27 protein-coding genes and 1 pseudogene are annotated in these 26,921 nt (G+C 74.7%); 14 read left to right on the top strand and 14 right to left on the bottom strand.

The window, feature by feature from the left end; genetic code table 11:
* The first annotated feature begins 65 nt into the window (after positions 1-65).
* Positions 66-1,241, top strand: coding sequence for a PP2C family protein-serine/threonine phosphatase (locus B446_RS03655; RefSeq protein ID WP_020938060.1), 1,176 nt, complete (start codon positions 66-68; stop codon positions 1,239-1,241).
* Between the two features lie 21 nt (positions 1,242-1,262).
* Here B446_RS03655 and B446_RS03650 read toward each other — a convergent pair whose 3' ends face one another.
* Entirely contained in the window at positions 1,263-1,982 is a 720-nt protein-coding gene (locus B446_RS03650; RefSeq protein WP_043477499.1) for a hypothetical protein, read from the bottom strand.
* Between the two features lie 327 nt (positions 1,983-2,309).
* Between B446_RS03650 and B446_RS03645 the strand changes: the two genes are divergently transcribed.
* Positions 2,310-2,798: a hypothetical protein gene (locus B446_RS03645; RefSeq protein WP_020938058.1), complete on the top strand. Its 489-nt coding sequence runs from the start codon at positions 2,310-2,312 to the stop codon at positions 2,796-2,798.
* Positions 2,799-2,844: 46 nt separating this feature from the next.
* Here B446_RS03645 and B446_RS03640 read toward each other — a convergent pair whose 3' ends face one another.
* Together B446_RS03640 and B446_RS03635 are read right to left on the bottom strand one after the other, a co-directional pair.
* Positions 2,845-3,978: an FUSC family protein gene (locus tag B446_RS03640; RefSeq protein WP_052352121.1), complete on the bottom strand. Its 1,134-nt coding sequence runs from the start codon at positions 3,976-3,978 to the stop codon at positions 2,845-2,847.
* Positions 3,979-4,105: 127 nt separating this feature from the next.
* Positions 4,106-5,293, bottom strand: a complete 1,188-nt coding sequence (locus B446_RS03635; RefSeq protein WP_043474691.1) for an AI-2E family transporter — start codon at positions 5,291-5,293, stop codon at positions 4,106-4,108.
* Between the two features lie 159 nt (positions 5,294-5,452).
* On the opposite strand from B446_RS03635, the gene B446_RS39170 reads away from it, so the two are divergent.
* Positions 5,453-5,614 carry a hypothetical protein gene (locus B446_RS39170; RefSeq protein ID WP_158506741.1) on the top strand — a complete coding sequence of 54 codons (162 nt, stop codon included), beginning with the start codon at positions 5,453-5,455 and terminating at the stop codon, positions 5,612-5,614.
* Between the two features lie 19 nt (positions 5,615-5,633).
* Here B446_RS39170 and B446_RS03630 read toward each other — a convergent pair whose 3' ends face one another.
* Together B446_RS03630 and B446_RS03625 are read right to left on the bottom strand one after the other, a co-directional pair.
* Positions 5,634-6,068, bottom strand: a complete 435-nt coding sequence (locus B446_RS03630) for a DUF2267 domain-containing protein (RefSeq protein ID WP_020938055.1) — start codon at positions 6,066-6,068, stop codon at positions 5,634-5,636.
* A 115-nt stretch (positions 6,069-6,183) separates the two neighbouring features.
* A complete protein-coding gene (locus B446_RS03625) occupies positions 6,184-6,675 on the bottom strand; it encodes a DUF1360 domain-containing protein (RefSeq protein WP_020938054.1) in 492 nt (163 codons plus the stop codon).
* A gap of 200 nt (positions 6,676-6,875) precedes the next feature.
* Between B446_RS03625 and B446_RS03620 the strand changes: the two genes are divergently transcribed.
* The 8 genes from B446_RS03620 to hypE all read left to right on the top strand — a co-directional run bounded on the left by B446_RS03620 (position 6,876) and on the right by hypE (position 15,794).
* Positions 6,876-7,403 (top strand): hypothetical protein, encoded by a 528-nt coding sequence (locus B446_RS03620; protein ID WP_020938053.1) that lies wholly within the window; start codon positions 6,876-6,878, stop codon positions 7,401-7,403.
* Positions 7,404-7,843: 440 nt separating this feature from the next.
* Positions 7,844-9,556 carry a hydrogenase maturation protein gene (locus B446_RS03615; protein ID WP_043474689.1) on the top strand — a complete coding sequence of 571 codons (1,713 nt, stop codon included), beginning with the start codon at positions 7,844-7,846 and terminating at the stop codon, positions 9,554-9,556.
* Entirely contained in the window at positions 9,553-10,143 is a 591-nt protein-coding gene (locus B446_RS03610; RefSeq protein ID WP_020938051.1) for a hydrogenase maturation protease, read from the top strand. The genes B446_RS03615 and B446_RS03610 overlap by 4 nt, the downstream gene beginning before the upstream one ends.
* A 60-nt stretch (positions 10,144-10,203) precedes the next feature.
* The gene (gene hypB / locus B446_RS03605) at positions 10,204-10,932 is read left to right on the top strand and encodes a hydrogenase nickel incorporation protein HypB (RefSeq protein WP_020938050.1); all 729 of its coding nucleotides are present in this window, start codon (positions 10,204-10,206) and stop codon (positions 10,930-10,932) included.
* Positions 10,929-13,277, top strand: coding sequence for a carbamoyltransferase HypF (gene hypF, locus B446_RS03600; RefSeq protein WP_020938049.1), 2,349 nt, complete (start codon positions 10,929-10,931; stop codon positions 13,275-13,277). The genes hypB and hypF overlap by 4 nt, the downstream gene beginning before the upstream one ends.
* A gap of 3 nt (positions 13,278-13,280) precedes the next feature.
* Complete coding sequence (locus B446_RS03595; RefSeq protein ID WP_043474684.1) at positions 13,281-13,571, top strand: HypC/HybG/HupF family hydrogenase formation chaperone; 291 nt, start codon at positions 13,281-13,283, stop codon at positions 13,569-13,571.
* On the top strand, positions 13,568-14,713 hold the full coding sequence (gene hypD, locus B446_RS03590; RefSeq protein ID WP_020938047.1) for a hydrogenase formation protein HypD: 1,146 nt from the start codon (positions 13,568-13,570) through the stop codon (positions 14,711-14,713). The genes B446_RS03595 and hypD overlap by 4 nt, the downstream gene beginning before the upstream one ends.
* Complete coding sequence (gene hypE, locus B446_RS03585) at positions 14,706-15,794, top strand: hydrogenase expression/formation protein HypE (protein WP_020938046.1); 1,089 nt, start codon at positions 14,706-14,708, stop codon at positions 15,792-15,794. Before hypD ends, hypE begins: the two co-directional genes overlap by 8 nt.
* A 26-nt stretch (positions 15,795-15,820) precedes the next feature.
* Here the strand turns inward: hypE and B446_RS03580 are convergent, their stop codons facing one another.
* From B446_RS03580 to B446_RS03545, 8 genes are all read right to left on the bottom strand, one after another.
* Entirely contained in the window at positions 15,821-16,177 is a 357-nt protein-coding gene (locus tag B446_RS03580) for a hydrogenase maturation nickel metallochaperone HypA (RefSeq protein ID WP_020938045.1), read from the bottom strand.
* An 8-nt stretch (positions 16,178-16,185) separates the two neighbouring features.
* On the bottom strand, positions 16,186-16,338 hold the full coding sequence (locus B446_RS39570) for a hypothetical protein (RefSeq protein WP_167543339.1): 153 nt from the start codon (positions 16,336-16,338) through the stop codon (positions 16,186-16,188).
* A gap of 73 nt (positions 16,339-16,411) precedes the next feature.
* Positions 16,412-16,618 carry a hypothetical protein gene (locus B446_RS03570; RefSeq protein WP_020938044.1) on the bottom strand — a complete coding sequence of 69 codons (207 nt, stop codon included), beginning with the start codon at positions 16,616-16,618 and terminating at the stop codon, positions 16,412-16,414.
* Positions 16,619-16,639: 21 nt separating this feature from the next.
* On the bottom strand, positions 16,640-17,236 hold the full coding sequence (locus tag B446_RS03565) for a DUF5947 family protein (protein WP_020938043.1): 597 nt from the start codon (positions 17,234-17,236) through the stop codon (positions 16,640-16,642).
* On the bottom strand, positions 17,233-17,811 hold the full coding sequence (locus B446_RS03560) for a NifU family protein (RefSeq protein WP_020938042.1): 579 nt from the start codon (positions 17,809-17,811) through the stop codon (positions 17,233-17,235). Before B446_RS03560 ends, B446_RS03565 begins: the two co-directional genes overlap by 4 nt.
* A complete protein-coding gene (locus tag B446_RS03555; protein ID WP_020938041.1) occupies positions 17,804-19,597 on the bottom strand; it encodes a nickel-dependent hydrogenase large subunit in 1,794 nt (597 codons plus the stop codon). Before B446_RS03555 ends, B446_RS03560 begins: the two co-directional genes overlap by 8 nt.
* 67 nt (positions 19,598-19,664) lie before the next feature.
* Positions 19,665-20,753: an NADH ubiquinone oxidoreductase gene (locus B446_RS03550; protein ID WP_020938040.1), complete on the bottom strand. Its 1,089-nt coding sequence runs from the start codon at positions 20,751-20,753 to the stop codon at positions 19,665-19,667.
* Between the two features lie 57 nt (positions 20,754-20,810).
* Positions 20,811-22,442, bottom strand: coding sequence for a hypothetical protein (locus B446_RS03545; protein WP_020938039.1), 1,632 nt, complete (start codon positions 22,440-22,442; stop codon positions 20,811-20,813).
* Between the two features lie 344 nt (positions 22,443-22,786).
* Here B446_RS03545 and B446_RS03540 point away from each other — a divergent pair, with 344 nt between their 5' ends.
* Positions 22,787-23,797 (top strand): PHB depolymerase family esterase, encoded by a 1,011-nt coding sequence (locus tag B446_RS03540; protein ID WP_020938038.1) that lies wholly within the window; start codon positions 22,787-22,789, stop codon positions 23,795-23,797.
* Positions 23,798-23,815: 18 nt separating this feature from the next.
* On the opposite strand, the gene B446_RS03535 is transcribed toward B446_RS03540, so the two are convergent.
* On the bottom strand, positions 23,816-24,607 hold the full coding sequence (locus B446_RS03535) for a DedA family protein (RefSeq protein ID WP_020938037.1): 792 nt from the start codon (positions 24,605-24,607) through the stop codon (positions 23,816-23,818).
* 74 nt (positions 24,608-24,681) lie between these two features.
* Here B446_RS03535 and B446_RS03530 point away from each other — a divergent pair.
* Together B446_RS03530 and B446_RS03525 are read left to right on the top strand one after the other, a co-directional pair.
* Positions 24,682-25,209: pseudogene (locus B446_RS03530) on the top strand (hydrolase TatD); the annotation flags it as partial.
* 146 nt (positions 25,210-25,355) lie between these two features.
* The gene (locus B446_RS03525) at positions 25,356-26,918 is read left to right on the top strand and encodes a hypothetical protein (protein WP_052352120.1); all 1,563 of its coding nucleotides are present in this window, start codon (positions 25,356-25,358) and stop codon (positions 26,916-26,918) included.
* Positions 26,919-26,921: the final 3 nt, after the last annotated feature.

The raw sequence follows: 26,921 nt of genomic DNA, 5'->3' as shown, positions 1-26,921 counted from the left end.
GGCGTCCGGCGGAGAGGACAGGATGCGTACCCCGAACGGACCAGTGGACGTGGGGCGGTGACGACGTGACGGCGGAGGCGACCGGTGCGCCGCTGGAGGAGTTCCTCGCCGATCCCGCGAGCTGCACCCTGGACCTGTCCACGGTCGTGGCCCGTTGCGCCAAGGTGCTCGGCCTGCGGCACGCCGTGGTCTACCTGGCCGACCTGCAGCAGCGCCATCTCGTCCCGCTGACCGACGTCACCGCCACGCTGCCCGTCGACGGCTCGGTCGCCGGCTGGACCTACCGCACCCAGGCCCTGCGCGTGGAGGAGTCGGACCGGGACGGAGTGACCGCGTGGTTCCCGCTGCTGGACGGCGCCGAACGGCTCGGCGTCCTCGGCGTGCACACGCACGCGCTGACCGCCGAGACGCTGCGGCAGAGCCGGGCGCTCGCCGCGCTCCTCGCGACGATGATCTCCTCGAAGCGCATGTACACGGACTCCTTCGTGCGCCGCACCCGCACCGAGGCCATGCAGCTGCCCGCCGAGATGCTGCGCGCCTTCCTGCCACCGCGCACCATCGGCAACGCCCAGGTCGTGTCCACCGCGGTGCTCGAACCGGCCTACGACATCGGCGGCGACGCCTTCGACCACTCGCTGACCGCCACCTCGCTGCACGCCGTCGTCCTCGACGCCATGGGGCACAATCTCGCCTCGGGCCTCACCAGCGCCGTGGCGCTCGCGGCCTGCCGCAACGCCCGGCGCTCGGGTGCCGACCTCGGGTCGCTCGTCGACAACGTCGACCAGGCGCTCGGCGAATGGCTTCCGGACCAGTTCTGCACGGGGGTCCTCGCCGAGCTCGACCACACCTCGGGCGTGCTGCGCTGGACCAACTGCGGCCACCCGGCGCCGCTGCTCATCCGCGACCAGCGGCTGGTGGCGGACGCGTTGCAGCGGGAGGCCGACCCGCCCATGGGACTGCGCACCCTGCTCTCCGCCCGCGGCCGCCGGGTGCACGAGGCCCGGTTGCGGCCCGGCGACCGGGTGCTGCTGTACACCGACGGCGTCACCGAGGCGCGTACGGCGGACGGACAGCTCTTCGGGCTCGGCCGGTTCGCCGACTACGTCATCCGGGCGAGCGCCAGCGGGGAACTCGCGCCCGAGACGCTCAGACGCCTGATCCACTCCCTGCTGGACTCGCGGGACAGCAGGCTCCGGGACGACGCCACGATCCTGCTGTTCGAGTGGCAGCCGGCGCGCTGAGCCGGCCGGTCCCGTGCGTCGTCAGCGTCCCGGGCCGCGGCGGAACCAGCCGCGCCGCGGCGGCGTGGGGGGCGGCGCGGCCTGGGGAGGGAACGGGGGAGTGAACGGTGCGGCGGGCGGGGGACCGGGGTGCGGCGGCTGCGCGGGGCCGCCGAACGGGGGCAGTTGGCGGAAGCGTTCGTCGAACGTGACCGTCGGGGTGATGCGGTGCAGCGCGGCGCGCACCCGGGTGAGCGGGTGGTCGGGGAACTGCGCGTCCCACTCCTCGTCGTCGGCCACGTGCGTCGGCAGACCGCCGAACTGGCCGCCGGCGGCGTACGGGTGCGGCCGGAAGTAGTTCTCCGGGCCCACCCGGTCCGCCACCAGGGCCTCGCGCAGCCCCGTCATCTGCCCCTCCGCCGCCTGCACCTTCAGCACCGTGCTGCACGCCGCCCTGGGTACCGTCCACGAGCCGATGAACGCCTGGCCGTGCGGCCGGCCGGGCAGCGGCACCTTGAGCAGCTGACGCAGGCCCGGGACGCCGTGCAGCGTGCCGGGCACCGCCTCGATGAGGTTGCCGCCACGGCTGCCCACCCCGGCCGCGAGCATGCTCCGCAGACGCTCGAACTCGTGGAGCGGGGCGGGCAGATCGGGGACGAGGGGGAAGAAGTGGACCGAGAGCACGAGTCCCGCCTCGTCCGTCCACACGCCGGGCTCGCGCTCGGTGAAGCCGGACAGGTCCAGGCCGGTGATCGGAGTCATGGCGATCATCATGCCGCGCGGGCACGTCGGCCGGCCGGCGGGGTGCCCTCCCCGGCCACCCGTCCCGTCCTCGGCCACCCGCACGGAACCCTCTCACGGCAGAGCCGACCGGCACGCCTCGCGCCGACACGTCCCGCAGCGCCACCATCGCGCCCGCGTCCGCGCCAGGCGGGCCGCCGTCTGCGGGGACCGCCCTGCCGGCCGCCGGTGTCGCGGGTGCCGGTGCCGGCAGTGGTGCCGGGACCGGTGCCGGCGCCGGTGGTGCGGCGCGGAGCATCGGCTGGGCGTCGTGGGCCGGTGCGGCGGGCGGGGAACTAGGCTCGGGGCGTGGCGCACGTGGAGATCGTCCAGTTGCTGGTCTCGCCGGTGCACCGGCTCGCGGGTCGGCCCGGCGACGGCGTACCCGAGCTGCCGCGCGCCGAACTGGTGCCGTCGGCGGAGGTCCGCGCGGGCCTCGGCATCGTCGGGGACCGGTACTTCAACCGTCCCGCGCACCGCAACGCCTCGATCACCCTCATGGCCGCCGAGCGCCTGCCGCGGCCCCCGGCCGGCGAGGCCGACCTGCTGCGCACACGGCGCAACGTGCTGCTGCGCGGTGTGGACATCGACGCCTTCGTCGGCTCCACGGTCTTCCTCGACTGCGGCACGGGACCCGTGACCCTGGAGGTGCGCACCGCGGCCAGGCCGTGCGCGTGGATGGACGCGACGCTGGGCCCAGGCGCGCAGCGGGCGCTGCGCGGCGGCGGGGGAGTCCGCTGCCGCCCCCTGACCGACGGAACCCTCGCCGTGGGCCCCGCGGAGTTCGGGGTGGTCTGACCCCGGCCCTGCCGCACGCGCCGGCCGTCCCCCCGCCCGGCGCCCCTCAGGTGGCCGAGGCCACCAGGCGGTCGGCCAGGCGGTGGGCCTGGGCGAGCAGGGTGCCGTAGGTGGCCACCTCGTCGGGGTCGTCCGTCGTCGAGCGGGCGAGGTCCCGGCGCAGCTCCTGGAGCGTGTCGCGCAACTCCGAGACCGCCTCGCGCAGTTCGTCGTCCCGGGCGTGGTCGAACCGGCTGTTGCTGTACAGGTGCAGCGCCCGGGCGGTCTGGTTCAGGAACCGGGCGTAGCGGCGGGAGAGTTCCGGGTGCGGGCGGTGTTCGGCCCGCTCTTCGGCGGTCGCCTCGAGCACCGTACGGGTCACGCCCGTCGTGTGGACGGAGGCGTAGTCGAGGACCAGGACCGCGTCGTCGTACCCCTTGCCGGCCGACGCGGCACGCCCGCGGTGCCGCAGGTTGACCCGGAGGCTCTCCCGGCTCCGCTCCAGCGACGAGTGCGCCTGCTCGACTAGGCGGCGCAGGCGCAGCGCGCGCTCGTGCCAGGCGCCCGCCTCCTCGGCGTCCCACCGGCCCTCGGCCAGCCCGTCGGCGACGGCCCGCAGGATGTCGTGGGCCTCGTCCGTCGCGTCCCGGAGCACGGCGCGGGTGTCGCGCAGGTAGACCGGCGGCCGGATCAGCGCGTTCACGGCGATGCCCACCACGGCGCCGAACAGGCCCTCGCCGAGCCGGGCCGCCGACGTGGACAGCGCCACCGGACCGCTGGTCAGGACGAACAGCGCGCCCGTGGCCGCGTAGATGCCCTGACTGCCCAGGCGCCGCCAGTGGCCCAGCAGCATCACGACGGGCATGACCAGGGCCATGGCGGTCATCGTGTCGCGCAGCAGCAGCCCCATCGCGGTGGCGACGACCGTCCCGACGGCGATCGCCGCCAGCTGCTGCAGACCGCGCGCTATCGACCGGTACACCGTCGACTCCACCAGGACCACCGCCACCCACGGCGCGACGAACGCCACAGGTGCGTGCAGCCACCAGCCCGAGACGGCCCAGGCCACCCACGCGGCCAGCGCCGCCTTGAGGGCCTGTACGGCCAGATCGCGCTCACGGCCCGGTTCCGCCCAGGCCCGTCGCAGGGCCGTCACCGCGGCCGTCCCGTCACGCCGCAGCGTCCGCCGGTTCACTCTCATCCCACGCACGAGGCTCCGGGTGCCACCTCTGCCCCCGTCCATGCACCCCCGCCGCCTCGCCGGCGGCGCCGGGCTCCGCCCCCCACCTGCGCGGTCACCCCCGGCGCCCGGCCTCGTCGCGCCGGGCTCACGGAGGCACCGCGCGCAGCGCGCGCAGGACGGCCCAGAGGACCGAGACGATCGGCACCGCCACGACCGCCCCGATCACCCCCGCGACGATGCTGCCCGCGATGACGGACACCGCGACGACGAGCGGGTGCAGCCGGACCGCCCAGCTCATCACCAGGGGGTGCAGCACATGCCCCTCGATCTGGCCGATGACCACGATGAGCACCAGTACGGCCAGGGCCGTGAGCGGCCCGCGCCCGGCCAGGGCGACGATCGTGGCCACTCCGAGCGCCACCGGCGAGCCCACCAGGGGCACGAACGCGGCGAAGAACTCCAGCAGCGCCAGTGGCAGCGCGAGCGGCACCCGCAGCACGAGCAGCGCGATGCCGACCAGGACGGCGTTGGTGGCGGCCACGATGATGATGCCGCGCGTGTACCCGGCGAACGTGATCCACGCCGCCCGCCCGGCGGTGTCCCAGGCCGGCCGTGCCCGGCTCGGTACGAGCTGGTCGCGCGTCCAGCCCCACATGCGCTCGCCGGAGTGGATGAAGAAGACGGACGTGAACAGCGCGAGCGCGGCACCCGTGACCACCTCGACGACCCGGCCGACCTGCGAGACCGCGCTGCTGAGCAGGTCGGCGCGGTGGGCCGAGAAGTAGTCGGTGACCTGGCGTTCCAGCGCGTTGAGTCGGCCCGCGCTGAGCCGGAAGGGCGGCCGCTGCAGCCACAGCTCGATCCGGTGGAACCCGCCCCGGAACTCGTTCGCGAGCGTGCCCGACTGGCCCGCCACCGCGTCGCCCACCAGCGCGAGCAGGCCCATCAGCAGGAGCAGGCTGCCCACCAGCGCGACGGCCACGCACAGCGGCCGGGGCAGCACCCGGTTCAGGAGGTCGGCGAGCGGGCGCAGGACCGAGGTGACGACGAGGGCCAGGAACACGGCGACGGCGACGAGCTGGAAGCGGCCGAGGATGGTGAAGACGCCGTAGACGACGAGGCCGACGAGGACGAGCCGCCAGGCGTAGGCGGCGGCCAGCCGCAGCCACGGCACCACCCGCGCGCCGGCCGGGCCGTCCGGCTCGGAGCGCGCGCCGGCCGGAAGCCGTACGGTGTGTGCCGGCCGGCGGACCGGCACCGTGCCGCCCGCCCGGCGCCCCGCACCCGTCCGCCGTCCCGCACCGCCCACCGCGCCTCCTACTGCGTTCCGCATCCGGGTCCTCACGGACCGTCACGCCTGCGGAGAACGGTACGGGTATCCCGGCGGAGGGCGCCGTACAACGCGCGGTCACAGGACCTTCACCACCCGCGGGCGTGGGAGGAGCCCGAGCAGGGGCACCCGGGCGGCTCGCCGGCCGGGAGGAGGCCCCCCGTGGTCACCGTCGCCCTTCTGCTGCTCCCCGTGCTCAGCGTGCTGCTCTACGGCCTGGACCGGGTCGAGGACCGCTGGGTCACCCGGGCGGCCCCGTCCGCCCGCCACGCCCGGCGCAGGTCCCTCTTCAGGCGGCCCCGGACACGACCGCACCGGCGATAGGAGCGTGCGCCGCCCCGCGCTAGCCCGTGCCGCCGCCGTCGTCCTCGGCGCGCCCCACCGGCAACAGGTCCCGGATGTCGGCGGGCAGCGCCCCGGCCATCCGCTCGGTCAGCTCCGGGGCCAGGGCCGCGTCCAGCACCTCCAGTACCGCGGCGGCCTCCCGCAGCGCGGTGTCCTCGTCGGTCCCGGCCCGGTCGGCGATCCGCCCCGCGAACACCGCGAGCCCGAACGCCTCACCCGCGGTGCCCGAGTCGGGGGCGGCCGAGGCGTCCGCCGCCTCGCGCATCGGGGCCGCCAGATCGGGCGGCAGCTGAGCGGCCACATGGCGGGCGAGCCCGGACGGCAGCCGCTCCGACAGCGTGCTCACCACCGCGCGCGCGGCCCGCTCGGCCGCCCCGCGGTCCGGCAGCGCGGCGAGCGCCTGGACCTTTCCGATCATCTCGTCGTGATGCATGAGGGGGCTTCCTTCCTCACGATGCCGCGCCCCGGCCGCCGGGGGACCGGCGGATCGTCGGCGTCACACGGGCCGCGGGGCCCCGGCCGCCCCGGGGCCGCGGGCGCCCGGCACCTCACTCCTCGGCCGACTGCTGGGTCCAGGTCCACGCGTACTGGAGCCAGTCCGCCACCGTCACCGCTCCGAGACCCCCGCACACCACGCGGGTCAGGCGCTCGGACGCGGTGTACGAGCAGACCAGTGCCGTCGCCGCCCACGCCGAGGTGCAGAAGGGGCAGGACAGCAGGTCGCCCACCGCCCGCCGCAGGCCCGTGCCGCGCGGTTCGTCGAGGACCTCGCTCCCCTCGCCCTGGCCGGTCCGGCGGGTGAACGGGGCGCGCACGAAACTTGTCACCTTGTCCCTGGTCAGCAGCCTGGACGTCTTGTACGTCGCCACCCCGAGAAGGGCCACGTCCCAGGGCGGCAGCCGCTCCGGCAGCCGGACTCCCCGGGACCTGGCCACCAGCGTGTAGGCGCCGACGCCTGCCGCCAGGACGGAGGCGAGGGCCGCGTACCCCGTGAGGGGCACCTCGTCCTGGTCGTCGTACCGGCCGGCGTCCGTCGTCATCGAACCTCCCTGGTGTGCGGCCCGCCCTCCGGCGGGCGCGCCCCGAGTTCCCCCGCGGTCACCGGCCACACGTCGGCCGGCGCCCGTGACGTGGGCCAAGCCACATATGACGAAGTTCCCAGCCCCTCCAAACGCGCCCGGCCGCGGGCTACCGTGACGTCGAGCCCCTGTTCCCCTCACGCAGTTCGGACGGCCCGGTAGTGCTCACAGACCTGTCCCCCCTGATCGCCGCGACGGCCCGCTGGCTGACCGGCGCCTACCCGCCCTGCGGCGGCGCGCTGTCCTCCGCCCTGTGCGAGGCGCAGGCGCGGCAGGCCGTGACGGTCGCCGCGTGGCTGCGCTACCCGACCGAGCTCGACGCCGGGCTCGTCACCCTGGCCGGGCCCGGTGGCGCGGCCCGCCTGGACTGGATCACCGGCGCCGACGCGGCCGGCGAGGACACGCCGCAGGACTGGGCGTGGCGCACCTGGGTGGACGAGGTCGTCGCGAGCTGGGCCGCCGGCCTGCTCACCGACCCGGAGCTGGCGGGCACCGCCGTCGGCGCGCTGGCCGGGGGAGAGCACACCGCGGGCCCGGCGGCCGAGTTCCGCCGCCTGCTCGACCCCGACGACGGCGACCGCAGCGCCGCGGCGCTGCTCAGGCACCCGGACCTCCTCGCACCCGTGGCCGACCTCCACCGCGACCAGCTCCTGGAGCGTCTCCGTACGGGCCCGGCCCTGGCCGCCTGACGGCGCGTCACCCGACGGCTCCGGAGCCGGTCGCGCCCGGCCGCATCCGGTCGCACCCGGTCACATCCGCTCACACGCGCCTCGTGGCGCCCCCTCGCGCTTCGACGCGCCTCCCCCGAGCGCCCGTGCACGCTCCCGGGCAGCAGCGCCCCGGCGATGGCCGCCCCCCGCCGGGGTGAGCCTCGCCGCATGACCTTCAAGAACCCCGCCCACCGCGGCGGCCGCCGCCGCGGCCGGTTCGAGCAGCTCGCCGGGCACGCCATCCGGCGCGAGCTCGACGCGATCGCCGGTGCCCGCTGGAGGCCCACAGGGACGAGCGGGGGCGGGCCTTCGAGGACCTGCGGAACGCGATCCGGATGGAGGAGGGGACCTGACGGCGGACCAGGAAACACCGCACGGGTTCTTCCCGGTATGCCGGGAAGGGGCCAACATGCCATGGCATGAACATTTTGCTCGTCGCCAGCGCGTTCAACAGTCTCACCCAACGCGTGTACGTCGAACTCTCGGACGAGGGCCACCGGGTGGACGTCGTCCTCGCCACGCACGGCCCCGAACCCGTCCGTGCGGCCGTCCGGGAAACGGGCCCGGACCTGATCGTCGCGCCCATGCTGAAGACGGCCCTGCCCGAGGACGTCTGGCGGGAGCACACCTGCCTCATCGTGCATCCCGGACCACCCGGCGACCGCGGCCCGTCGTCGCTGGACTGGGCGATCGCGGGGCAGGCCGGGTACTGGGGCGTGACCGTGCTCCAGGCGGAGGCCGCCATGGACGCCGGCGACATCTGGGCCGCGGAGCCGTTCCCGGTGCCCGCCGTCGGCAAGAGCGACCTCTACCGCAACGAGGCCTCGGACGCCGCGATGTCCGCCGTCCTGCTGGCTGTACGCCGGTACGCCGATGCCTCGTACAAGCCCCGCCCGCAGACCAGTGACGCGGGCGACGGCCCGGACGTCGTGTGGCGCGACTTCTTCCGGCAGGACCGGCGCCGCGTCGACTGGGACCACGACAGCACCGCGACCGTGCTGCGCAAGCTCCGCGGCGCCGACTCGCAGCCCGGCGTCCTCGACGAGATCCTCGGCCACGAGGTCTTCCTGCACGGCGGCCACCCGGAGGACGAACTGCGCGGCCGCCCCGGCGAGCTGCTCGCCACCCGGGCGGGCGCCGTCTGCCGGGCCACCCGCGACGGCGCCGTGTGGATCCCCGAGCTGCGCCCGCGCAGGAACTCCGGCGACCCCGCGCCCTTCCGCCGCCCCGCCGCCTCCGTGCTCGCCGCCCTCGGCGTCCGGCCGCCCGAGGCCCCCGTCCCCTTCGAACTGCCCGCCGACCGGCGCACCTGGTCCGACGTCCGCTACCGCAGACGCGGCGACGTCGGCTTCCTGACCTTCTCCTTCCCCGGCGGCGCCATGAGCACCGACCAGTGCCGCCGGCTCCTCGCCGCCTACGAGCACGCGCTCGCCGACCCCACCTGGGTCCTCGTGCTCGGCCCGGAACGCGACTTCTTCTCCAACGGCATCCACCTGAACGTCATCGAGGCGGCCGCCGACCCGGCCGCGGAGTCCTGGGCCAACATCAACGCCATGGACGACCTGGCCGAGGCCGTGCTGCGCACCACCGACCGGCTGGTGGTGGCCGCGCTCGGCGGCAACGCGGCCGCGGGCGGCGTCATGCTCGCCCTCGCCGCCGACCAGGTCTGGTGCCGTGCCGGGGCCGTACTCAACCCGCACTACCGGCGGATGGGCCTGTACGGCTCCGAGTTCTGGACGTACACGCTGCCGCGCCGCGTCGGCGCCGCCACCGCGCACCGGCTGACCACCGAGGCGCTGCCGCTGAGCGCCGCCTCGGCCGCCCGGACCGGGCTGGCCGACCGGATCGTGCGCACCGGTCCCGGCGAGTTCGCCGCCGAGACCGAGCGGCTGGCCGCCGAGCTGGCCGCCGCCCCCGACCTCGCCCAGCGGATCGCCGCCAAGGCCGCGGCCCGTCGCGCCGACGAGGAGGTGCGCCCGCTCGCGGAGTACCGGCGCGAGGAACTGGCCCGGATGCACGCCATCTTTTTCGACCCCGAAGCCCCCTACCACGCCCTGCGGTCGGCGTTCGTCCGCAAGCAGCCGGCCGCCTCCACCCGCCCGCTGGCCCCGTTCGACGGAGCCGCCCGGTGAGCCCCGCGGCCGGCCGGGTGCTGGTGGCGGGCGTCGGCAACATCTTCCTCGGCGACGACGCGTTCGGGCCCGAGGTCATCCGCGCCCTCGACCGGCGCCCGCTGCCCCCGGAGGCGACGGTGCGGGACTTCGGCATCCGCGGCATGGACCTCGCCTACACCCTGCTGGACGGCTGCGCCACCGCCGTCCTGGTCGACGCCGCCCCGCGCGGGCACCGCCCCGGCACCCTCACCCTCGTCGAGGCCGACCCGCCCGACGGCACGGCCGTCCCCGAGGCCCACGGCATGGACCCGGCGAAGGTGCTGGCCCTGGCCGCGCAGCTCGGCGACGAACCGCTGCCCCGGGTCCTGGTGCTGGCCTGCGAGCCCGGCGTCCTGCCCCGCGGCGACGAGGACATCGCGCCGGGGCTGAGCGTACCCGTGCGCGAAGCGGTCGACCGGGCCGTGGACGCGCTGCACACGCTGGTCCCCGTACTGCTGGCCGACCCGGCCGCGCCCGCCCCGGCGTTGGGCCGCCCGGTGGAATCCGGGACCCCGCACCCGGCTGCGCTGCCCGGCCATGTGCCCGCCGGAGCCGAAGATCGGTGAGACCCGGGCCGTACCGGACACGGCCGGGGCTCCGCCGAACGACTCCGAGGAGCTGCGCCCATGTGCCGGTCCGACGTCAAGCAAGCCGTCCTGGCGAAGAACGACGACCTGGCCGCGAGCCTGCGCGAGGAGCTGACGCGGCAGGGCGTGACCGTGGTCAACCTGCTCTCCAGCCCCGGCAGCGGGAAGACCGAGCTTCTCGGCCGGGTGCTGGCCCGGGCGGTCGAGCGGGACGTCCCGGTCGCCGCGCTCACCGCGGACCTGGCGACCGAGAACGACGCCGTCCGGCTGGCCCGTTCGGGCGCGCCGGTCCAGCAGGTGCTCACCGACGGACTGTGCCACCTGGAGGCCCGGCAGGTGCGCGGGCACCTGGAGGGCTGGCTGCCGGCGGACACCGCGGTGCTCTTCGTGGAGAACGTCGGCAACCTGGTCTGCCCGGCCTCCTACGACCTCGGCGAGAGCCTGCGGATCGTCCTGATGGCGGTCACCGAGGGCGAGGACAAGCCGCTGAAGTACCCCACCGCCTTCGGCTCCGCCCACCTGGTCGTCATCACCAAGACCGACCTCGCGGAGGCGGCCGGCTTCGACGAGGCCGCCTTCCTGGCCAACCTCCAGCGGGTCAACCCCGGGGTCGAGACCGTACGGTCGTGCGCCCGCACCGGCGACGGCGTCGACACCCTGCTGGCCCACACCCTCGCCGCCCGGCACGCCGCCCCGTCGCACCGGCCGCCGCTCGCCCCCCACCCGCACGGGCACCACCACCACACCGCCGCCACCACCGCCCCGTGACCGCGCCCGCCACCGGCGCGGTCCGCCGCCGGATCACCGTGCGCGGCACCGTGCAGGGCGTGGGCTTCCGGCCGTACGTGCACCGCCTGGCCGCCGACCTCGCGCTGACCGGCTTCGTGAGCAACACCGCGAACGGCGTCCTCATCGAGGTCGAGGGCCCGGCCGGTGAAGTGGACCGGTTCTGCGACCAGTTGGCCGAGCAGCCACCCCCGCTGGCGGCCGTGACCGGCGTCGGCCGCGAGAACCTGCCCGCCACCGGCGCCACCGGCCCGTTCAGCATCCGCGCCACCGACCGGGCCGAGGGCCGCACCCAGCTCCCGCCCGACACCGCGACCTGCGCCGACTGCCTGCGCGAACTGGCCGCGCCCGCCGACCGCCGGCACCGCCACCCGTTCCTCACCTGCACCCACTGCGGCCCCCGCTTCACCATCGCCACCGCGATGCCCTACGACCGCGCCGCCACCACCATGGCCGGCTTCCCGATGTGCCCCGCCTGCGCCCGCGAGTACGGCGATCCGGCCGACCGGCGCTTCCACGCCCAGCCCGTCGCCTGCCCCGACTGCGGACCCCGGCTGCGGCTCGTCCCCGCCGAGGGCACCGGTGTCCGCCCCGCCCGGGACGCCGACGCCCTGGCCACGGCGCGGGCCCTGCTCGCCGCCGGCCGGATCGTCGCCGTCAAGGGCGTCGGCGGCTACCACCTGGCCTGCGACGCCACCGACGCACGGGCCGTCGCCACCCTGCGCGAGCGCAAGGAACGCGGCGGCAAGGCCTTCGCCGTGATGTGCGCCGACCCGCGCACCGCCGAGCGCGTCGCGCACCTCTCCGACGCCGAACGCGCGGCGCTCACCGGAGCCCGCCGCCCCATCGTCCTGCTCCGCCGCCGCACGCCCCCGGACGGCCTCCACCTCGCCGGCGAGGTGTGCCCCGGCAGCCCGCACATCGGCGTCATGCTGCCGTACACCCCCGTGCACACCCTCCTGTTCGGGCTGGCCGGCGACCCCCCGGGCCCGCAGGTGCTGGTCATGACCAGCGGCAACCGCTCGGGCGAGCCCATCGTCACCGACGACGCCGAGGCGCTGACCCGGCTCGCCGGACTCGCCGACGCCTGGCTCGGCCACGACCGGCCCATCGCCTCACCCTGCGACGACTCCCTGCTGCGGGTGCGCCAGGACGGCACCGAGCAGGTGCTGCGCCGCTCCCGCGGCTACGTCCCGCGCCCGGTGCGCCTCCCGCTCCCGGTCCCCGCGGTGCTCGCGGTCGGCGGCGACCTGAAGAACGCCCTGTGCCTGGGCGAGGGCGACCAGGCCTGGTTCGGGCCGCACATCGGCGACATGGGCGACCTGGCCACCCTGGAGGCCGCCGAACGCGCCGAACGGCACCTCACCCGGCTCACCGGCGTCACCCCGTGCCTGGTCGCCGCCGACCGCCACCCCGGCTACCACTCGACGGGATGGGCCCGCCGGCGGTCCGCCCGGCTCGGCGCCGGACCACCCCGGCAGGTCCAGCACCACCACGCCCACATCGCCTCCGCGATGGCCGAGCACGGCCTCGACGGCAGCACGCCGGTGATCGGCGTCGCCTTCGACGGCACCGGCTACGGCGACGACGGCACCGTCTGGGGCGGCGAGGTCCTGCTCGCCGACTACACCGGTTACCGCCGGCTGGCGCACCTCGTCCCCGCCCCGCTCCCCGGCGGGGACGCGGGCGTCGCCAACCCCTGCCGGCTGGCGCTGGCCCGGCTGTGGGACGCCGGACTGCCCTGGGAGCCGGGCCTGCCGTCCGTCACCGCCTGCACCGAGGCCGAACTCACCGTGCTGCGCAGGCAGCTGGAGCGGTGGGTGGCCTGCGTCGCCACCTCCAGCATGGGCCGCCTCTTCGACGCGGTCTCCTCCCTGGTGGGCGTCTGCCACCGGGCCGGCTACGAGGCGCAGGCGGCGCTCGAACTGGAGGCGGCGGCCGCGCGGGCGTGGGGCGCCGACGCGGTGGCGTACCCCTTCGGGCTCCCGGCCGGCCACCTGATCGACCCGGCGCCGATGCTCCGGGCGCTCCTCGCCGACCAGCGGCGCGGCACCCCCGCCCCGGTGCTCGCGGCCCGCTTCCACCGCGGTGTCGCACGCGCCGTCACCGGGATCTGCGGCCGGGCCCGCGCGGCCGCGGGGCTGACCACCGTGGCCCTCACCGGAGGTGTCTTCGCCAACGGCCTGCTGGAGCACGAGTGCGCCGCCCTGCTGGCCGCGGACGGCTTCACCGTCCTGCGCCACCGCGAAGTCCCCCCGAACGACGGCGGGCTGGCGCTGGGCCAGCTCATGGTCGCGGGAACAGCAACCAACCACGAGACGGAGTGACCCATGTGTCTGGCAGTGCCCGGCAAGGTGGTGGCCATCGACGAGGGCGCCGACCCGCGCACCGGGCTGATCGACTTCGGCGGAGTGCGCAAACACGCGTGCCTGGAGTACCTGCCCGATGTCCGGGTGGGGGAGTACGTCATCGTCCACGTCGGCTTCGCCCTGCAGCGCCTGGACGAGGAGTCGGCCCGGGCGTCCCTGGAGCTCTTCGAGCAACTCGGGCTCCTGGACGAGGAGTTCGGCGACGCCTGGGAGCAGGCGGCGCGGCAGGAGAGCGGAAGTGAGGTCCAGTGAAGTACATCGACGAGTTCAACGACCCCGCGCTGGCACGCCGGTTGCTGGACGAGATCAGGGCCACGGTCACCCGGCCCTGGGCCCTGATGGAGGTGTGCGGCGGCCAGACCCACTCCATCATCCGGCACGGCATCGACCAGCTCCTGCCGGACGAGGTGGAGCTGATCCACGGCCCGGGCTGCCCGGTGTGCGTCACCCCGCTCGACGTCATCGACAAGGCGCTGGAGATCGCCGCCCGGCCCGGCGTGATCTTCTGCTCCTTCGGTGACATGCTCCGGGTCCCCGGCACCGACCGCGACCTGTTCCGGGTCAAGGGCGAGGGCGGGGACGTACGGGTGGTCTACTCGCCGCTGGACGCCCTCGACCTGGCCCGCAAGAACCCGGACCGGGAGGTCGTGTTCTTCGCGATCGGCTTCGAGACGACCGCGCCCGCCAACGCCATGGCCGTCCACCAGGCGCGCCGCCTCGGCGTGCGCAACTTCAGCCTGCTGGTGTCCCACGTCCGGGTCCCCCCGGCGATCGAGGCCATCATGACCGCCCCCGCCTGCCGGGTGCAGGGCTTCCTCGCCGCCGGGCACGTGTGCAGCGTGATGGGCACCGACGAGTACCCGGACCTCGCCGACAGGTACCGGGTGCCGATCGTGGTGACCGGCTTCGAGCCGCTGGACATCCTGGAGGGCATCCGCCGCGCCGTGCACCAGCTGGAGCGCGGCGAGCACCGGGTGGAGAACGCCTACGCCCGCGCCGTCCGCGACCAGGGCAACCCGGCGGCGCAGCGCATGATCGAGGAGGTGTTCGAGGTCACCGACCGCAACTGGCGCGGCATCGGTCCCATCCCCGCCAGCGGCTGGCGCCTGACCGAGGCCTTCCGCGACCACGACGCCGAGCACCGTTTCGACGTCACCGGCATCCGCACCGAGGAACCCGCCGTGTGCCGCGCCGGCGAGGTGCTGCAGGGCCTGATCAAACCGACCGAGTGCGAGGCGTTCGGCACGGCCTGCACCCCGCGCACCCCGCTCGGCGCCACCATGGTCTCCAGCGAGGGCGCCTGCGCGGCCTACTACCTGTACCGCCGGATGACCGACGGCCCCGCACCGCGGGAATCCCGCGTCCCGCAGGAGGAGATGAACCCCGTTGGCTGACCTCGCCACCGAAACCGCCGGAGCCGCCGACGCGGTCGACCCCGCCGACTGGACCTGCCCGGCCCCGCTGCGCGACCAGCCGGTCGTGGTCATGGGCCACGGCGGCGGCGGCGCCCTGTCCGCCGAACTGATCGAGCAGGTCTTCGCGCCCGCGTACGGCAACCCCACCCTGGCCGCCCTCACCGACTCCGCCGTCCTCGACCTGGGCGGCGCCCGGCTGGCCTTCTCCACCGACTCCCACGTCGTACGGCCGCTGTTCTTCCCCGGCGGCAGCCTCGGCGACCTCGCGGTCAACGGCACCGTCAACGACCTGGCGATGAGCGGCGCCGTGCCCACCCACCTGTCCACGGCCTTCGTGCTGGAGGAGGGCGTGGAGCTCGCGGTCGTCGGCCGCATCGCCCGTGACATCGGCGCGGCGGCCCGGGCGGCCGGCGTCGTCGTCGCCACCGGCGACACCAAGGTGGTCGAGTCCGGCCACGGCGACGGCGTCTACGTCACCACCGCCGGCGTCGGCCTCGTCCCCGACGGCGTCGACATCCGCCCGCAGCGCGCCCGGCCCGGTGACGCCGTTATCGTCAGCGGACCCATCGGCCTGCACGGCGTGGCGATCATGAGCGTGCGCGAGGGCCTGGAGTTCGGGGTCGAGATCGCCTCCGACACCGCGCCGCTGGCCGGCCTGGTGGCGGCCATGCTGGCGGTCACCCAGGACGTCCACGTCCTGCGCGACCCCACCCGGGGCGGCCTGGGCGCGTCCCTGAACGAGATCGCCCGCGCCTCCGGCACCGGCGTACGGCTGCGGGAGCGCGCCGTCCCGGTCCCGGACGAGGTCGTCAACGCCTGCGGTTTCCTCGGTCTCGACCCGCTCTACGTCGCCAACGAGGGCCGGCTCGTCGCGTTCGTGCCCCCGCACGAGGCGGAGGCGGTGCTCGCGGCGATGCGGGCGCACCCGCAGGGCACGGGCGCGACCGTCGTCGGCGAGTGCGTCGACGAGCACCCGGGCATGGTCGTCGTCGCCACCGGGCTCGGCGGCACCCGCGTGGTCGACCTGCCGCTGGGCGAGCAGCTGCCGCGCATCTGCTGAGCGCGTGCCGGCCGGTGCCGGCCCCGTCAGCGCGGGGCCGGCACCGCCTCCACACCCGTGATCTCCAGCTCCCGCCCGCTGCGCAGGTCCCGGGAGGGCCGGTCGCAGTCGGGGCACCAGAAGAACGGCGGCATGCCCACCGCGAACTCCCGGGCGCAAGCCCCGCACCAGGCCCGCGCCGTCACCTGCTCCACGACCAGTTCGGCGGCGGCCAGCGGCGTGCCGTCACGGGCCACCTCGAAGGCGAAGTGCAGGGCGTCCGGCACCACACCCGCCAGCTCCCCGACCCGGACGGTCACCAGCGACACGTCGCCGGCGCCGTCCGCCCGGGCGATCTCCCCGGCCTGCTCCACGATCGCGGTCGCGATCGACAGTTCGTGCACGGCCGGGATCAGGGGTAGCGGCGGTTCGCGCGGAGGCCACCGGTCATCCGGTAGATCCGCACCTCCCGCATCATGCCGGGCAGTTCCTTGACGAGCAGGGCCAGTGCCAGGCCGCCGACCAGGCAGGCCTGGGCGATCAGCACCTGGCGACCCGTCGTCACCGACCTCGCGGCTCTCTTCTGCTTCGCCGGTCTCGTGGTCCGGCAGCGCTTCATCACGGTCACTTTGGCCCTCTCATCCGGGTGAGATGTTCGGCATGACGTCCAGCAGTGCGTCGTGCCGCTTCCAGTGGATCCCGGTGGAGCGGCGGGCGTCGGAGGTGCCGTCCTCGTGGAATCCGGTCTGATGGCTGCGCGGGCCCATGTTGCCCTGGTGCAGACCCCGTACGTGTGTGAGCTGGTCGGGCCGCGCCTGGGGGCGGCCCACTCGGATGCTGCCCATGTCCGTTCTCCTTCCCGGTCCTCACGACCGCTCGGTGAGCTCCGCGAAGAACCGTTCCACGGCCGGCCAGACCCGCTCGCCGCCGGACAGGCCCCGCCATTCGCGGCGGATCACGGCCACCATCCGGAAGCAGTCGTCGACCGGCACGATCCAGTGCTCCTGGAGGCCGCGCACGGTGTTCACCAGCAGCGCCTCCACATCGGGTGCCATGGACGCGAGCTGCGGAAACACGGCGCTCAGCCGCTGCCAGGCCGCCGCGTCCACCTCCCAGCGCATGGCCCCGGCCGGACTCGGCCCCTGGGCGGTGACCGTGCCGTCGGAGCGCGGCACGAAGAACACCAGGCCCACCGGCACGCCCAGCACCGCCGTGTCGACCGGCGGGAGCCTGAGCCGGCGCCGCGGCACCAGCCGGTAGCGCCCCTCCCCGGCCGCGTCGTCGGCGAAGAGGACCGAGCAGGGACCGCACACGCAGCGCACCTCGGCGTCCGCGGTGTCGTACAGATGGGGGTGCTCGCCGGGCACCGGGGCGGCGCACAGCTCGCACGCCTCGGCCCGCGCCGCCGCGCCCCGGCCGGCCGCCGAGCGGATGACGCGGGCCAGTGCTCCGTCCACGGTCACCGCGCCTCCCGCGGCCGGGCCCCGGTCCGGTGGCCCAGCGTGGTCAGGGGGACGAAGGCGGGAGCCGCGCGCCGCTCGGCGGCGACCGCCTCCACCGACTCCAGCTCCGGGGCGGCGGCCAGCACCGCCGCCCGGACGGCCTCGGTGACGTCGGCCGACCCGCCGCCACCGCAGCCGGACCCGCACCCGCCGCCCCCGGTGCTCACCCGCACCCGGGCCACCTGTCCCTCGACACCGGCCCACTCCAGGTCCCCGCCGCGCTCGCGGACCGCGGGCCGCAGCCGCTCGACCGCGCGGGCGGCCCGGTCCTCGGCGGACTCGGGGTGGGTGCCGTGCAGCACCAGCAGGTGCCCCAGCAGCTCGTCGTCCGCGAGACGCGCGCGCAGGCCGTCGTCCGCCAGGTCGAGCACCCGGGCCAGGGCCTCGCCGTAGACCTCGGTCAGCAGGGCCACCGACTCCAGTGCCTCGCGCGCGGCCGGGCCGGGCGCGGACTCCAGGCCGGCCAGCAGCTCGTCGAGCCGGGCCAGCCGCGCCTCCACGGCCGGGTCCGGGAGCCGTCCGGCCGTGTCAGCCATGGTTGGCCCCGTACGTGGGCGAGTGCACGGTCGACAGCGTCTTGCCCTTGCCCATGTACATGTGCACCCCGCACGGCAGACAGGGGTCGAAGCTGCGCACGGTGCGCATGATGTCGACGCCCTTGAAGTCGTCGGGCCCGTTCTCCTCGAAGATCGGCTGGCCCTGGACGGCGTCCTCGTAGGGCCCGGGGGTGCCGTAGATGTCGCGGGGGCTGGCGTTCCACGGGGTCGGCGGGTACGGGTGGTAGTTGGCGATCTTCTTGTCGCGGATCACCAGGTGGTGGGAGAGCACACCGCGGACCGCCTCGTGGAACCCGCAGCCGATGGCGTCGTCCGGCACCTCGAAGTTCTCGAAGACCTTGGTGTCGCCGTCGCGGAGCATGCCCATCGCCTCCTCCAGGAACTGCAGGGCCATGGCGGCCGCGTAGGCGACGAAGTAGGGCCGGGCACGGTCCCTCTCAATCGTGTTGCTCCACTTCGGGATGTGCCACTCCAGCGTGGTCTCCGGCAGCGACTCGCCCTTGGGCAGCGAGATGCGCACGCTGTTGCCGGTGGCCTTGACGTACGGCGTGTCGACCAGGCCGCTCAGCGCCGTCGACCACAGCCGGGCCAGCGGGCCGCCGCCGGTGTCGAGGGCGAGGTGCTGGCCGGACTCCGGGTGGTACCAGCGCGGGCTCATCACCCAGCTGTAGTTGCCGTCGAAGTCGCGCTTCTGCGGCACCGGAACGGTGGTCTGGTTCCACGGGTGGCGCATGTCGACGGGGTTGCCGAGCGGGTCGTGGGTGACGAAGGGGTCCTCGTTGACCCAGTCCTCGTAGAAGGAGCTGCCCAGCATGACGCGCAGGCCGAGGTTGATGTCGATGAGGTTGTTGGTGACCAGCTTGCCGTCCACGACGATGCCCGGCGTGACGTACATCGCCTTGCCCCACCGGTTCATGTTCTCGTACCGGTAGTCGACGACGTCCGGGTTCTGCCAGGCGCCCCAGCAGCCGAGCAGGATGCGGCGTTTGCCGACCTCCTCGTAGCCGGGCAGCGCCTCGTAGAAGAAGTCGAAGACGTCGTCGTTCATCGCCACCGCCTTCTTCACGAAGTCGATGACGCGCATGAGCCGGCTGAGGTAGTCGGTGAAGGTGTTCGGCTGCGGCATCGTGCCGACACCGCCGGGGTACAGCGTGGAGGGGTGGACGTGCCGCCCCTCCATCAGGCAGAACATCTCCCGGGTGACCCGGCTGACCTTCAGCGCCTCCTTGTAGACCTCGCCCTCGAAGGGGTTGAAGGCCTTCATGATGTCGGCGATGGTCCGGTAGCCGTGGATGTCCCCGCGGGGCGCGTCCGTGCGCTCGGCCCGGGCCAGGACACCCGGGTTGGTGGCCTTGACCATCGCCTCGCAGAAGTCCACGAAGACCAGGTTGTCCTGGAAGATCGTGTGGTCGAACATGTACTCGGCCGCTTCGCCGAGGTTGGTGATGTGCTCGGCCAGCTTCGGCGGCTTCACGCCGTAGGCCATCTGCTGGGCGTAGTTCGAGCACGTGGTGTGGTTGTCCCCGCAGATACCGCAGATGCGCGAGGTGATGAAGCCCGCGTCGCGCGGGTCCTTGCCCTTCATGAACACCGAGTAGCCGCGGAACAGCGACGAGGTGCTGTGGCACTCCACGACTTCCCGGTTGGCGAAGTCGATCTTCGTGTAGATGCCCAGGTTGCCGATGATCCGGGTGATCGGGTCCCAGGACATGTCCACGATCTGCGCGGGTTTGCGTCCGGTGGACCGGGCGTCGGTGGTCGTCATCTGCGGTACTGCCCCTTGCTGCTCGGTGTCGGCGGTTCGGTGGGTGGATGCGGCACGGGCGGCGGCGTCACGAGCGCCAGCGCGGGTCGAAACCGCTGGTCAGCTTGCGCTTGTTGTGGCGCCACTTGGGCTCGTGGTTCACCATGTCGTTGGTCAGGCCGCGCAGCCGCCGGATCACGGCGCCGTACGGCTTGATGACCATGGAGGAGAGCGTGCCGCCCGGGGGCTCGTCCATGAACGGCATGAACGCGTCGGGGAAGCCCGGCATCGTGCAGCCGATGCAGATGCCGCCGACGTTCGGGCAGCCGCCGATGCCGGCCATCCAGCCGCGCTTGGGCACGTTGCAGTTGACCACCGGGCCCCAGCAGCCGGTCTTCACCAGGCACTTGGGCGAGTTGTAGTCGAGGCCGAAGTCCGCCTGCTCGTAGTACGAGCCGCGGTCGCAGCCCTCGTGCACGGTCTTCCCGAACAGCCACTGCGGGCGCAGCATGTGGTCCAGCGGGGGCGGGGGAGCGGTGCCGGCCGCGTGCTGGAGCACCCAGATCAGGGTCTCCATGAAGTTCTCCGGCTGGATCGGACAGCCCGGCACGTTGACCACCGGGAGACCGGCCTGCGACGTGAACTCCCAGCCCAGGTAGTCCGCGAGGCCCATGCAGCCGGTGGGGTTGCCGGCCATGGCGTGGATGCCGCCGTAGGTCGCGCAGGTGCCGGCCGCCACCACCGCCCAGGCCCGCGGGGCGAGCTCGTCGATCCAGTGGTTGAGGGTCTGCGGCTCGCCGGTCTCCGGGTCGTTGCCGAAGGACGTCCAGTAGCCGTCGCCGTCGATGATGTTCTGGTTCGGGATCGAGCCCTCGATCACGAGGATGAACGGGCCCAGCTCACCGCGGGCCGCCGCCCGGTACGGGGCGAGGAAGTCCTCGCCGCCCAGGCTCGGCGAGAGCACCTTGTTGACCAGGTTGACCTTCGGCAGGCCCGGGATGAGGCCCAGCACGACGTCCTCGATGGACGGCTGGTCGGCGGCCGTCAGGGACACGGTGTCGCCGTCGCAGCTCATGCCCTCGGAGATCCAGAGGATGTGGATCTCGTCGATCCCCTCGCGCGCCTCGCCCCTGCTGGGCTCACCGCTCACTTCGGTGGTACCGCTCTGAGTGGTCATGTCGTCGGCCTTTGCTGGAGTCGGTGACGGAGTCGGTCGCCGGCGCGTGCCGGTGTCTCAGGGGCGTCCATCGAGCCGTCCCTCCTCCGGCCGCTCGGCCGGGCTCGTGGGCCGCGGGGACCGCGGCCGGGATGGGGGGTCCGGGTCCGCGGGACCCGGCGCGTCCGGCGGGGCCAGGGGTTCGACCTCGTCGGGACGGAAGTAGTGGAAGCGGCCGTACCAGCCGTGCAGCTCGGCCGCGGGGTCGTCGTCGACGGTCACCGCGAGGTGCACGCTGCCGTCCACGTCGTGGAAGACGGCCGCGACCCGCGCGGTCCGCCCCTCCAGGAACATGTCCTGGGCGTCCGCGCCCCGGCCGCGCGGCCGCAGCCGCACCCGGCTCCCGCCGGCCACGGGCACGCCGTCCACCACCACCGTGTCGGTCGCCGGGGACAGCCCGTCGTCGGCGCCTTCCTGCCACCAGGCGGGGCGCCCGGCGGCGGGGAAGGCGTCCGGGCAGACCTCGGAAAAGGCGTCCGGCAGCCCGTCCGGGGACGTGGCCGGGGCCGGGTGCGGTGACGAGGCCCCCACCGGGGTCAGTGAGCGGATGGCGCCGTGCAGCCGGGCGAAGACCTCGGGGGGCATGCTGTCGACGCGGTCGAGGATCCGCGCGGCCCGTGCGTCGGTGGCCCGGGCCTCGGCCTTCTCCTCGTCCGTCAGCAGCATCGTGCGCAGCGTCAGGATCTCGTCGATCTCGGCGGCGTCGTGCAGGTCGCCCGGGCTCTCCGGTGCCACCTGGGGGCGGTCCGGGAGGATGATCGGGGAGGAGAGCACGACCCGTCCGGTCGGCTCCGTCTCCTCGGGCCCGCCGCCCAGCACGGGAAAGGTGAACTCGTTGCGGCACGCGCGCGCCCACGCGCGCAGCTCGGCGGGCGGGTCGGTCTGCGAGACGAACTCGACGCCGTCGCCGCCGAGGAGCGTGTGCGCGGCGAGCAGGGCCCGGCGCAGCGCCTCCCCGCGCGGGGCGCGGGCGTCCGGGGCGTGCCCCGTGTGCTCGGTGCGCACGCGCAGCCGGACCACGTCCTGCGACAGCCGCTCGGCCGCGACCGTGGTCAGCGCCCGTACCTCCTCGCGGCGTCGCACCACCCGGCCCGCGCCCCCGGGCAGCGGTTCGGTCTCCTCGGCCGCGGGCGCCCCGGCCGCCACCGCGCACCCGGCGCGCAGCAGCTCGTCGAGGGGCCGCTCGAACGCGATCTCGTGCGGCACCGCCTCGTCGAAGGTGAGGTGGGTCGTGCCGTCGTCCGTGCGCAGGGACTCGACCGGCAGGTCCGCGCCGTCCGTGCCGGCCGCCCGCACCTGCTTGTGCTGCATCTGCAGGTACCGCACCCGCACCCGCACGAGCGCGTCGGGCCGCCGTACGCGCAGCAGGCACTCGGTCTGCTGGTACCAGGAGTCCGCCGAGCCGGAGAGGCCGGGGGAGAGGGGGCCGTCCGACTCCACCCAGTCCCGCGGGAGCAGCACACCGAACTGCCAGCGGACGCGGTTCTTGGCGGAGGAGCGGCGGTACGGGTAGAGGAGGTAGCCCTCGTAGAGGACGGCGTCGGCGACGCCGCTCACCTGCGCGAAGGCGTCGCAGGGCCGCTCCTCGGACGGGTCGCCGCCCGCCACGGCCGTACACGTCACGCCACTCACGCCACCGGTCCGGGCCATGCCGCCTCCTTGCCACGGGTGCACCCGTTTCTGCCCACGGGTGCACCCGGGGATCTCTTCCACCACGGTCACACCGCTCACCGCTCCTCGCCCTTTAGGCGGACCGGCATTGGGCCAAGCAGGGGACAAGGAGGGCGTTGACCACGGCGTACGGCGCAGGACGCGGACCTCGGCGGACGGCCTGCGGGCGGCCGGGCGCCGGGTCCGCCGAGCCGCGCGAGGGCGTGCCGCGCCGCGCGCAGGGCGGGGTGCGGCCGGCGGAACGGGAGGCCCCACTTCGAGCCTGCGCGCTATGTGGTTCTGCCCCATGTCGTCGCCGTGTCAGGCTCCTACCATCCCCGGACATGCAGACCAGAGCCGCACGTCCGACAGCCGCCCTGACGGCCCTCCTGGCCGCCCTGGCCGCCGCCCTCCTCACCCCGGCCCCGGCGGTCGCCGCATCCTCCTCCCGCACCTTCCGCCCGGCGGTCACCGCCGCCTCCCTCACCGAAGTCACCGGATTCGGGTCCAACCCCGGTGCGCTGCGCATGTTCCGTCACGACCCGCCGGACCTGCCCGCGAACGCCCCCGTGGTCGTCGCCCTGCACGGCTGCGGCCAGGACGCCGGGTACGCCGTCGACAGCGGCTGGACCGCTCTCGCGGACCGCCTGCGCTTCTCCGTCGTGGTCCCGCAGCAGTCCACCGCCAACAACCTGAGCAAGTGCTTCGACTGGTTCCAGGCCGGGGACGTCGCGCGCGGGGCCGGCGAGGCCGCCTCGATCGCCCAGATGGTGGACCGCCAGCTCGCCGACGTACGGGGCGACGCGTCGCGCGTGTACGTCACCGGTCTGTCCGCCGGGGGAGGCATGACCGCGGTCATGATGGCCGCCTACCCGGAGAAGTTCGCCGCCGGCGGCATCGTCGCGGGCCTCCCGTACGGCTGCTCCGACGCGGCCGGCGGCCCCTATCCGTGCATGTACGGGTGGGCGAACCAGACTCCGGCCCAGTGGGGCGACCGGGTCCGCCGCGCCCGCCCCGGCTACCCGGGCCCCTGGCCCGCGCTCACCGTGTTCCAGGGCTCGGCGGACGGCACGGTGAAGCCGTCGAACATGACGGACCTGGTCGGGCAGTGGACCGACGTCCAGGGGGCCGACCAGAGCGCCGACGTCTCCGACACCGTGGCGGGCTACCCGCACCGGATCTACCGGGACCCGTCCGGGCGGGCCGTGGCGGAGACCTACAGTGTCACGGGCATGGGCCACGGCCAGCCCGTCGACCCGGCGGCCGGGTGCGGGAGCGCCGCGCCGTACATCCTGGACGTCCACCTGTGCGCGGCCGGGCGGCTGAGCGACACCTGGGGCCTCGGCCCCGGCTGACGGCGCCGACCGGCACGGTCACGGTCGATCCGGCCGGTGGTCCCCCCGGCACGGGCGGCCCCCGTCGTCCACGGCGTCCACGTCGACGTCGCCGACCGCGCCTCCCTCGTCCACGCCGGCACCCTCGGCCTCGTCGGCCCCGACCGCCTCGTCGGCCAGGGCCCCTTCCGGCCCTGACGGGCTCCGCCGGGCGCGCCGCGTCCGGCGGACCTCCGCCAGCAGCGGCAGCAGGGACAGCGCGACGATCACCGCGACCATCGGCAGCAGGTAGTCGTCGACGTGCGCCACCGACGAGCCGAGCAGGTACCCGGCGAGCACCAGGGTCTGGGACCAGAGCAGGCCGCCGACGATCTGCCACCGGGTGAACGGCCGCACCGGCACCCCGAGCGCGCCGGCCACCGGGTGCAGCACGGTCCGCAGCATCGGGACGAACCTGCCGATCACGAGCGCCTTGCCGTAGCCGTAGCGGGCCAGCAGCCGCTCCGCCCGCCGCGTGCCCTCCTGCACACGGCGGCTGGAGCTGCGCGCCAGCAGCGGCCGGCCGCCGTGCCGCCCGAGCAGGTAGCCCACCTGCGCGCCCACCACGGCGCCCACGGCGGCGCAGACGAGCACCTGCCACAGCTCCAGCCGCGGCGCGTGCTGGGTGTTCGCCGCGCACAGCACACCGGCCGGGAACAGCAGGGTGTCGCCCGGCAGGAAGAAGCCGACGACCAGCAGTCCCGACTCGGCGAAGATCACCGTCAGCACGCCGAGCGCCCCGAAGGCGGCGAGCAGCGAGGCGCTGTCGGTCGGGTCGAAGGCGGTCGTCATTCCCGCCTCCGCGTCCCGCACGTCCGTCGCATCCCTCCAGTGTCGCGTCGGCGTGCCCGAGCCGCCCTTTGTCCACGATCGCCCTGAACCCCAAGGAGGCCGACGACCCCCGCTGCCTCCCCGTCCTCGACGAACCGCCCCGCTACCTCGTCAAGCACCAGGTGGTTGGCCGTGGGCGAGATCGGCTACGACTCCATGATCCCCGCCGAGGACACAGTCCTGGCCGCACCGCTCCAGCTCGCCGCCGACCACGGCCTGCCCGCGCTCGTGCACACCCCGCACCGCGACAAGCTCGCCGGCCTGCGCCGCACCCTCGACGCCGTCCGCGAGTCCGCGCAGTCGGCGGAGCGGGTCCTGGTCGACCACCTCAACGAGACGACCGTCGCGGAGGCGAGGTCCTGGTCGACTCCGCCGCCGACTGGGGCCGCAGCGACCCGCCCAAGACCCGCCGGGTGGCCGACCTGATGCCGGCCGAGGGCTTCACCGGGGACGACGTCGACCGCGTCCTGTGGCGCAACCCCGTCGCCTTCTACGGCCGCCTGGACCTCGACGTCACACCGCCGGAGGCGACCCACGAGGCAACTTCCGCCTGTGCGGCGGGGAGTGAGCCCGTGCGCTTCAGCCACCCCGACGGCACCACCGTCCGGGCGCCACCTCCCCGCAAACCCTCTGTCGAGCCCCCGACCCCCGGCCGTAGACTGCCGATTCGCCATGTCACGGGGGAAGTTGTCGACGGGGGGAGCCCACCATGTCCGGAAATCCGTACGGCCCGTACCAGGGATTCGCGGTACCACCGATGCCCACCGCGCCGCCGCCCGCGCCACCGGACCCCCTGCGGGCCGCCGCCGTCGCGGTGCTCAACCTCAGCGGTCTGGGCCTCGGTTACGCGCTCACCCGAAGATGGGTCCTGGCGGCGGCCTGCTGGGCGGCCACCGCCGTCCTGCTGTTCGTCGCCCTGCCCGCCGACGCCGACGGCGTCCCCGGTGTCGCGCTCGCCGTGTACGCGGTCCTCCTGCTCCTGGCGGCCGTGCACGGCGCGGTCGTGGGGCTGCGCACCCGGCTCACCCTGCCGGGTCCCGCGCCCCTCGCCCTGCTGCTCGGCGTGGTGCTGCTCGCCGTACCCGCGGGCGGTGCCCTGTGGTACGACGACGCGCACGAGGAAGCCGTGCAGCAGGCCCTCCTCGACCGGCTCCAGAAAGCCGACGACCTGGTCACGGCGGCCGGGCGGCACGAGTTCGCCACCGCCCACTCCGACTACGGGACGGCCCTGGACGTCTACCGCGACCTCGCGGTCCACCACCCCGGCTCCCGGGCCGCCGACCAGGTGCCCGACCGCATGCGGACCTACTACAGCACCGTCGGCGCCGCCTACGGCCACCAGCGGTACTGCGAGGCGATCGAAGCGCTGAAGTACCTGCGCACGGTGCCCCGCTCCATGCCGAAGGCGCAACTGGGGTCGCTGACCCGGTGGCCCGACGACCGGCTCGCGACCTCGCTGTACGAGTGCGGCCGGGCGGGCCTGACCGCGGGCCAGGACGACTGGGTGCCGCGCTTCGGCGACCTGCTGAACACCTTCCCGCGCTCGGCACCGGCGGCCAGGGTCGCGCCGGCCGTCGCGGCGCAGGTGAAGGCGGCGGAGAAGGCCGTGCACGGCCACGATCCCTGCGCCGCCGTCACGCAGTTGCAGGGCCTGCACTCGCAGATCGGCGACCTGTCCGGGACGGCGCCCGGATCCGCGGACGGCCTCTCCGGCTCCGCCGACCGGGCCGGCCGCAGCGGCGCCGCGGGCGAGTACGCCTGCGGTGTCGCCCAGTACAAGGACGGCGACTTCGACGCCGCCCGCAAGACGATGGACCAGTACGTCTCCGACAACAAGCACGGCGGGAACCGGGAACGCGCCAAGAAGATCGCCATCGGCGCCGAGGTGGCGCAGACCCTGCCCGCCGCCGGCAAGAAGCTGCCCACCACCGCCTCCGGCGGCAGCATCTCCGTCACCGTCAAGAACGACAGCCCCGACGACGTGACCGTGCTCTACACCGGCCCGGTCACCGGCAGCTTCACCCTCAAGGGCTGCGGGAGCTGCAAGGCGTACTCCTTCGCCGACACCATCCGGATCGGCTTCAAGCCCTGCAGCAGCGGCAAGAACTACCCGCAGCACACGCTCACCCTGCCGGTCGGCACGACGTACTTCGTGCACCGGCCGCACGGCGCGAACACCGCCACCCCGGCCTCGGACACGGCGAAACTGCGGCCCGGGTACATCTACACCGAGTGCGCCTACACGAGGCAGAGCCTCGGCTCCACCTCCTGACCC

The sequence above is a fragment of the Streptomyces collinus Tu 365 genome, assembly GCF_000444875.1.
Classification (GTDB): domain Bacteria; phylum Actinomycetota; class Actinomycetes; order Streptomycetales; family Streptomycetaceae; genus Streptomyces; species Streptomyces collinus_A.
The sequence above is the reverse complement of the archived record's forward strand: the minus strand, read 5'-3'. Positions and strand labels throughout refer to the sequence as shown.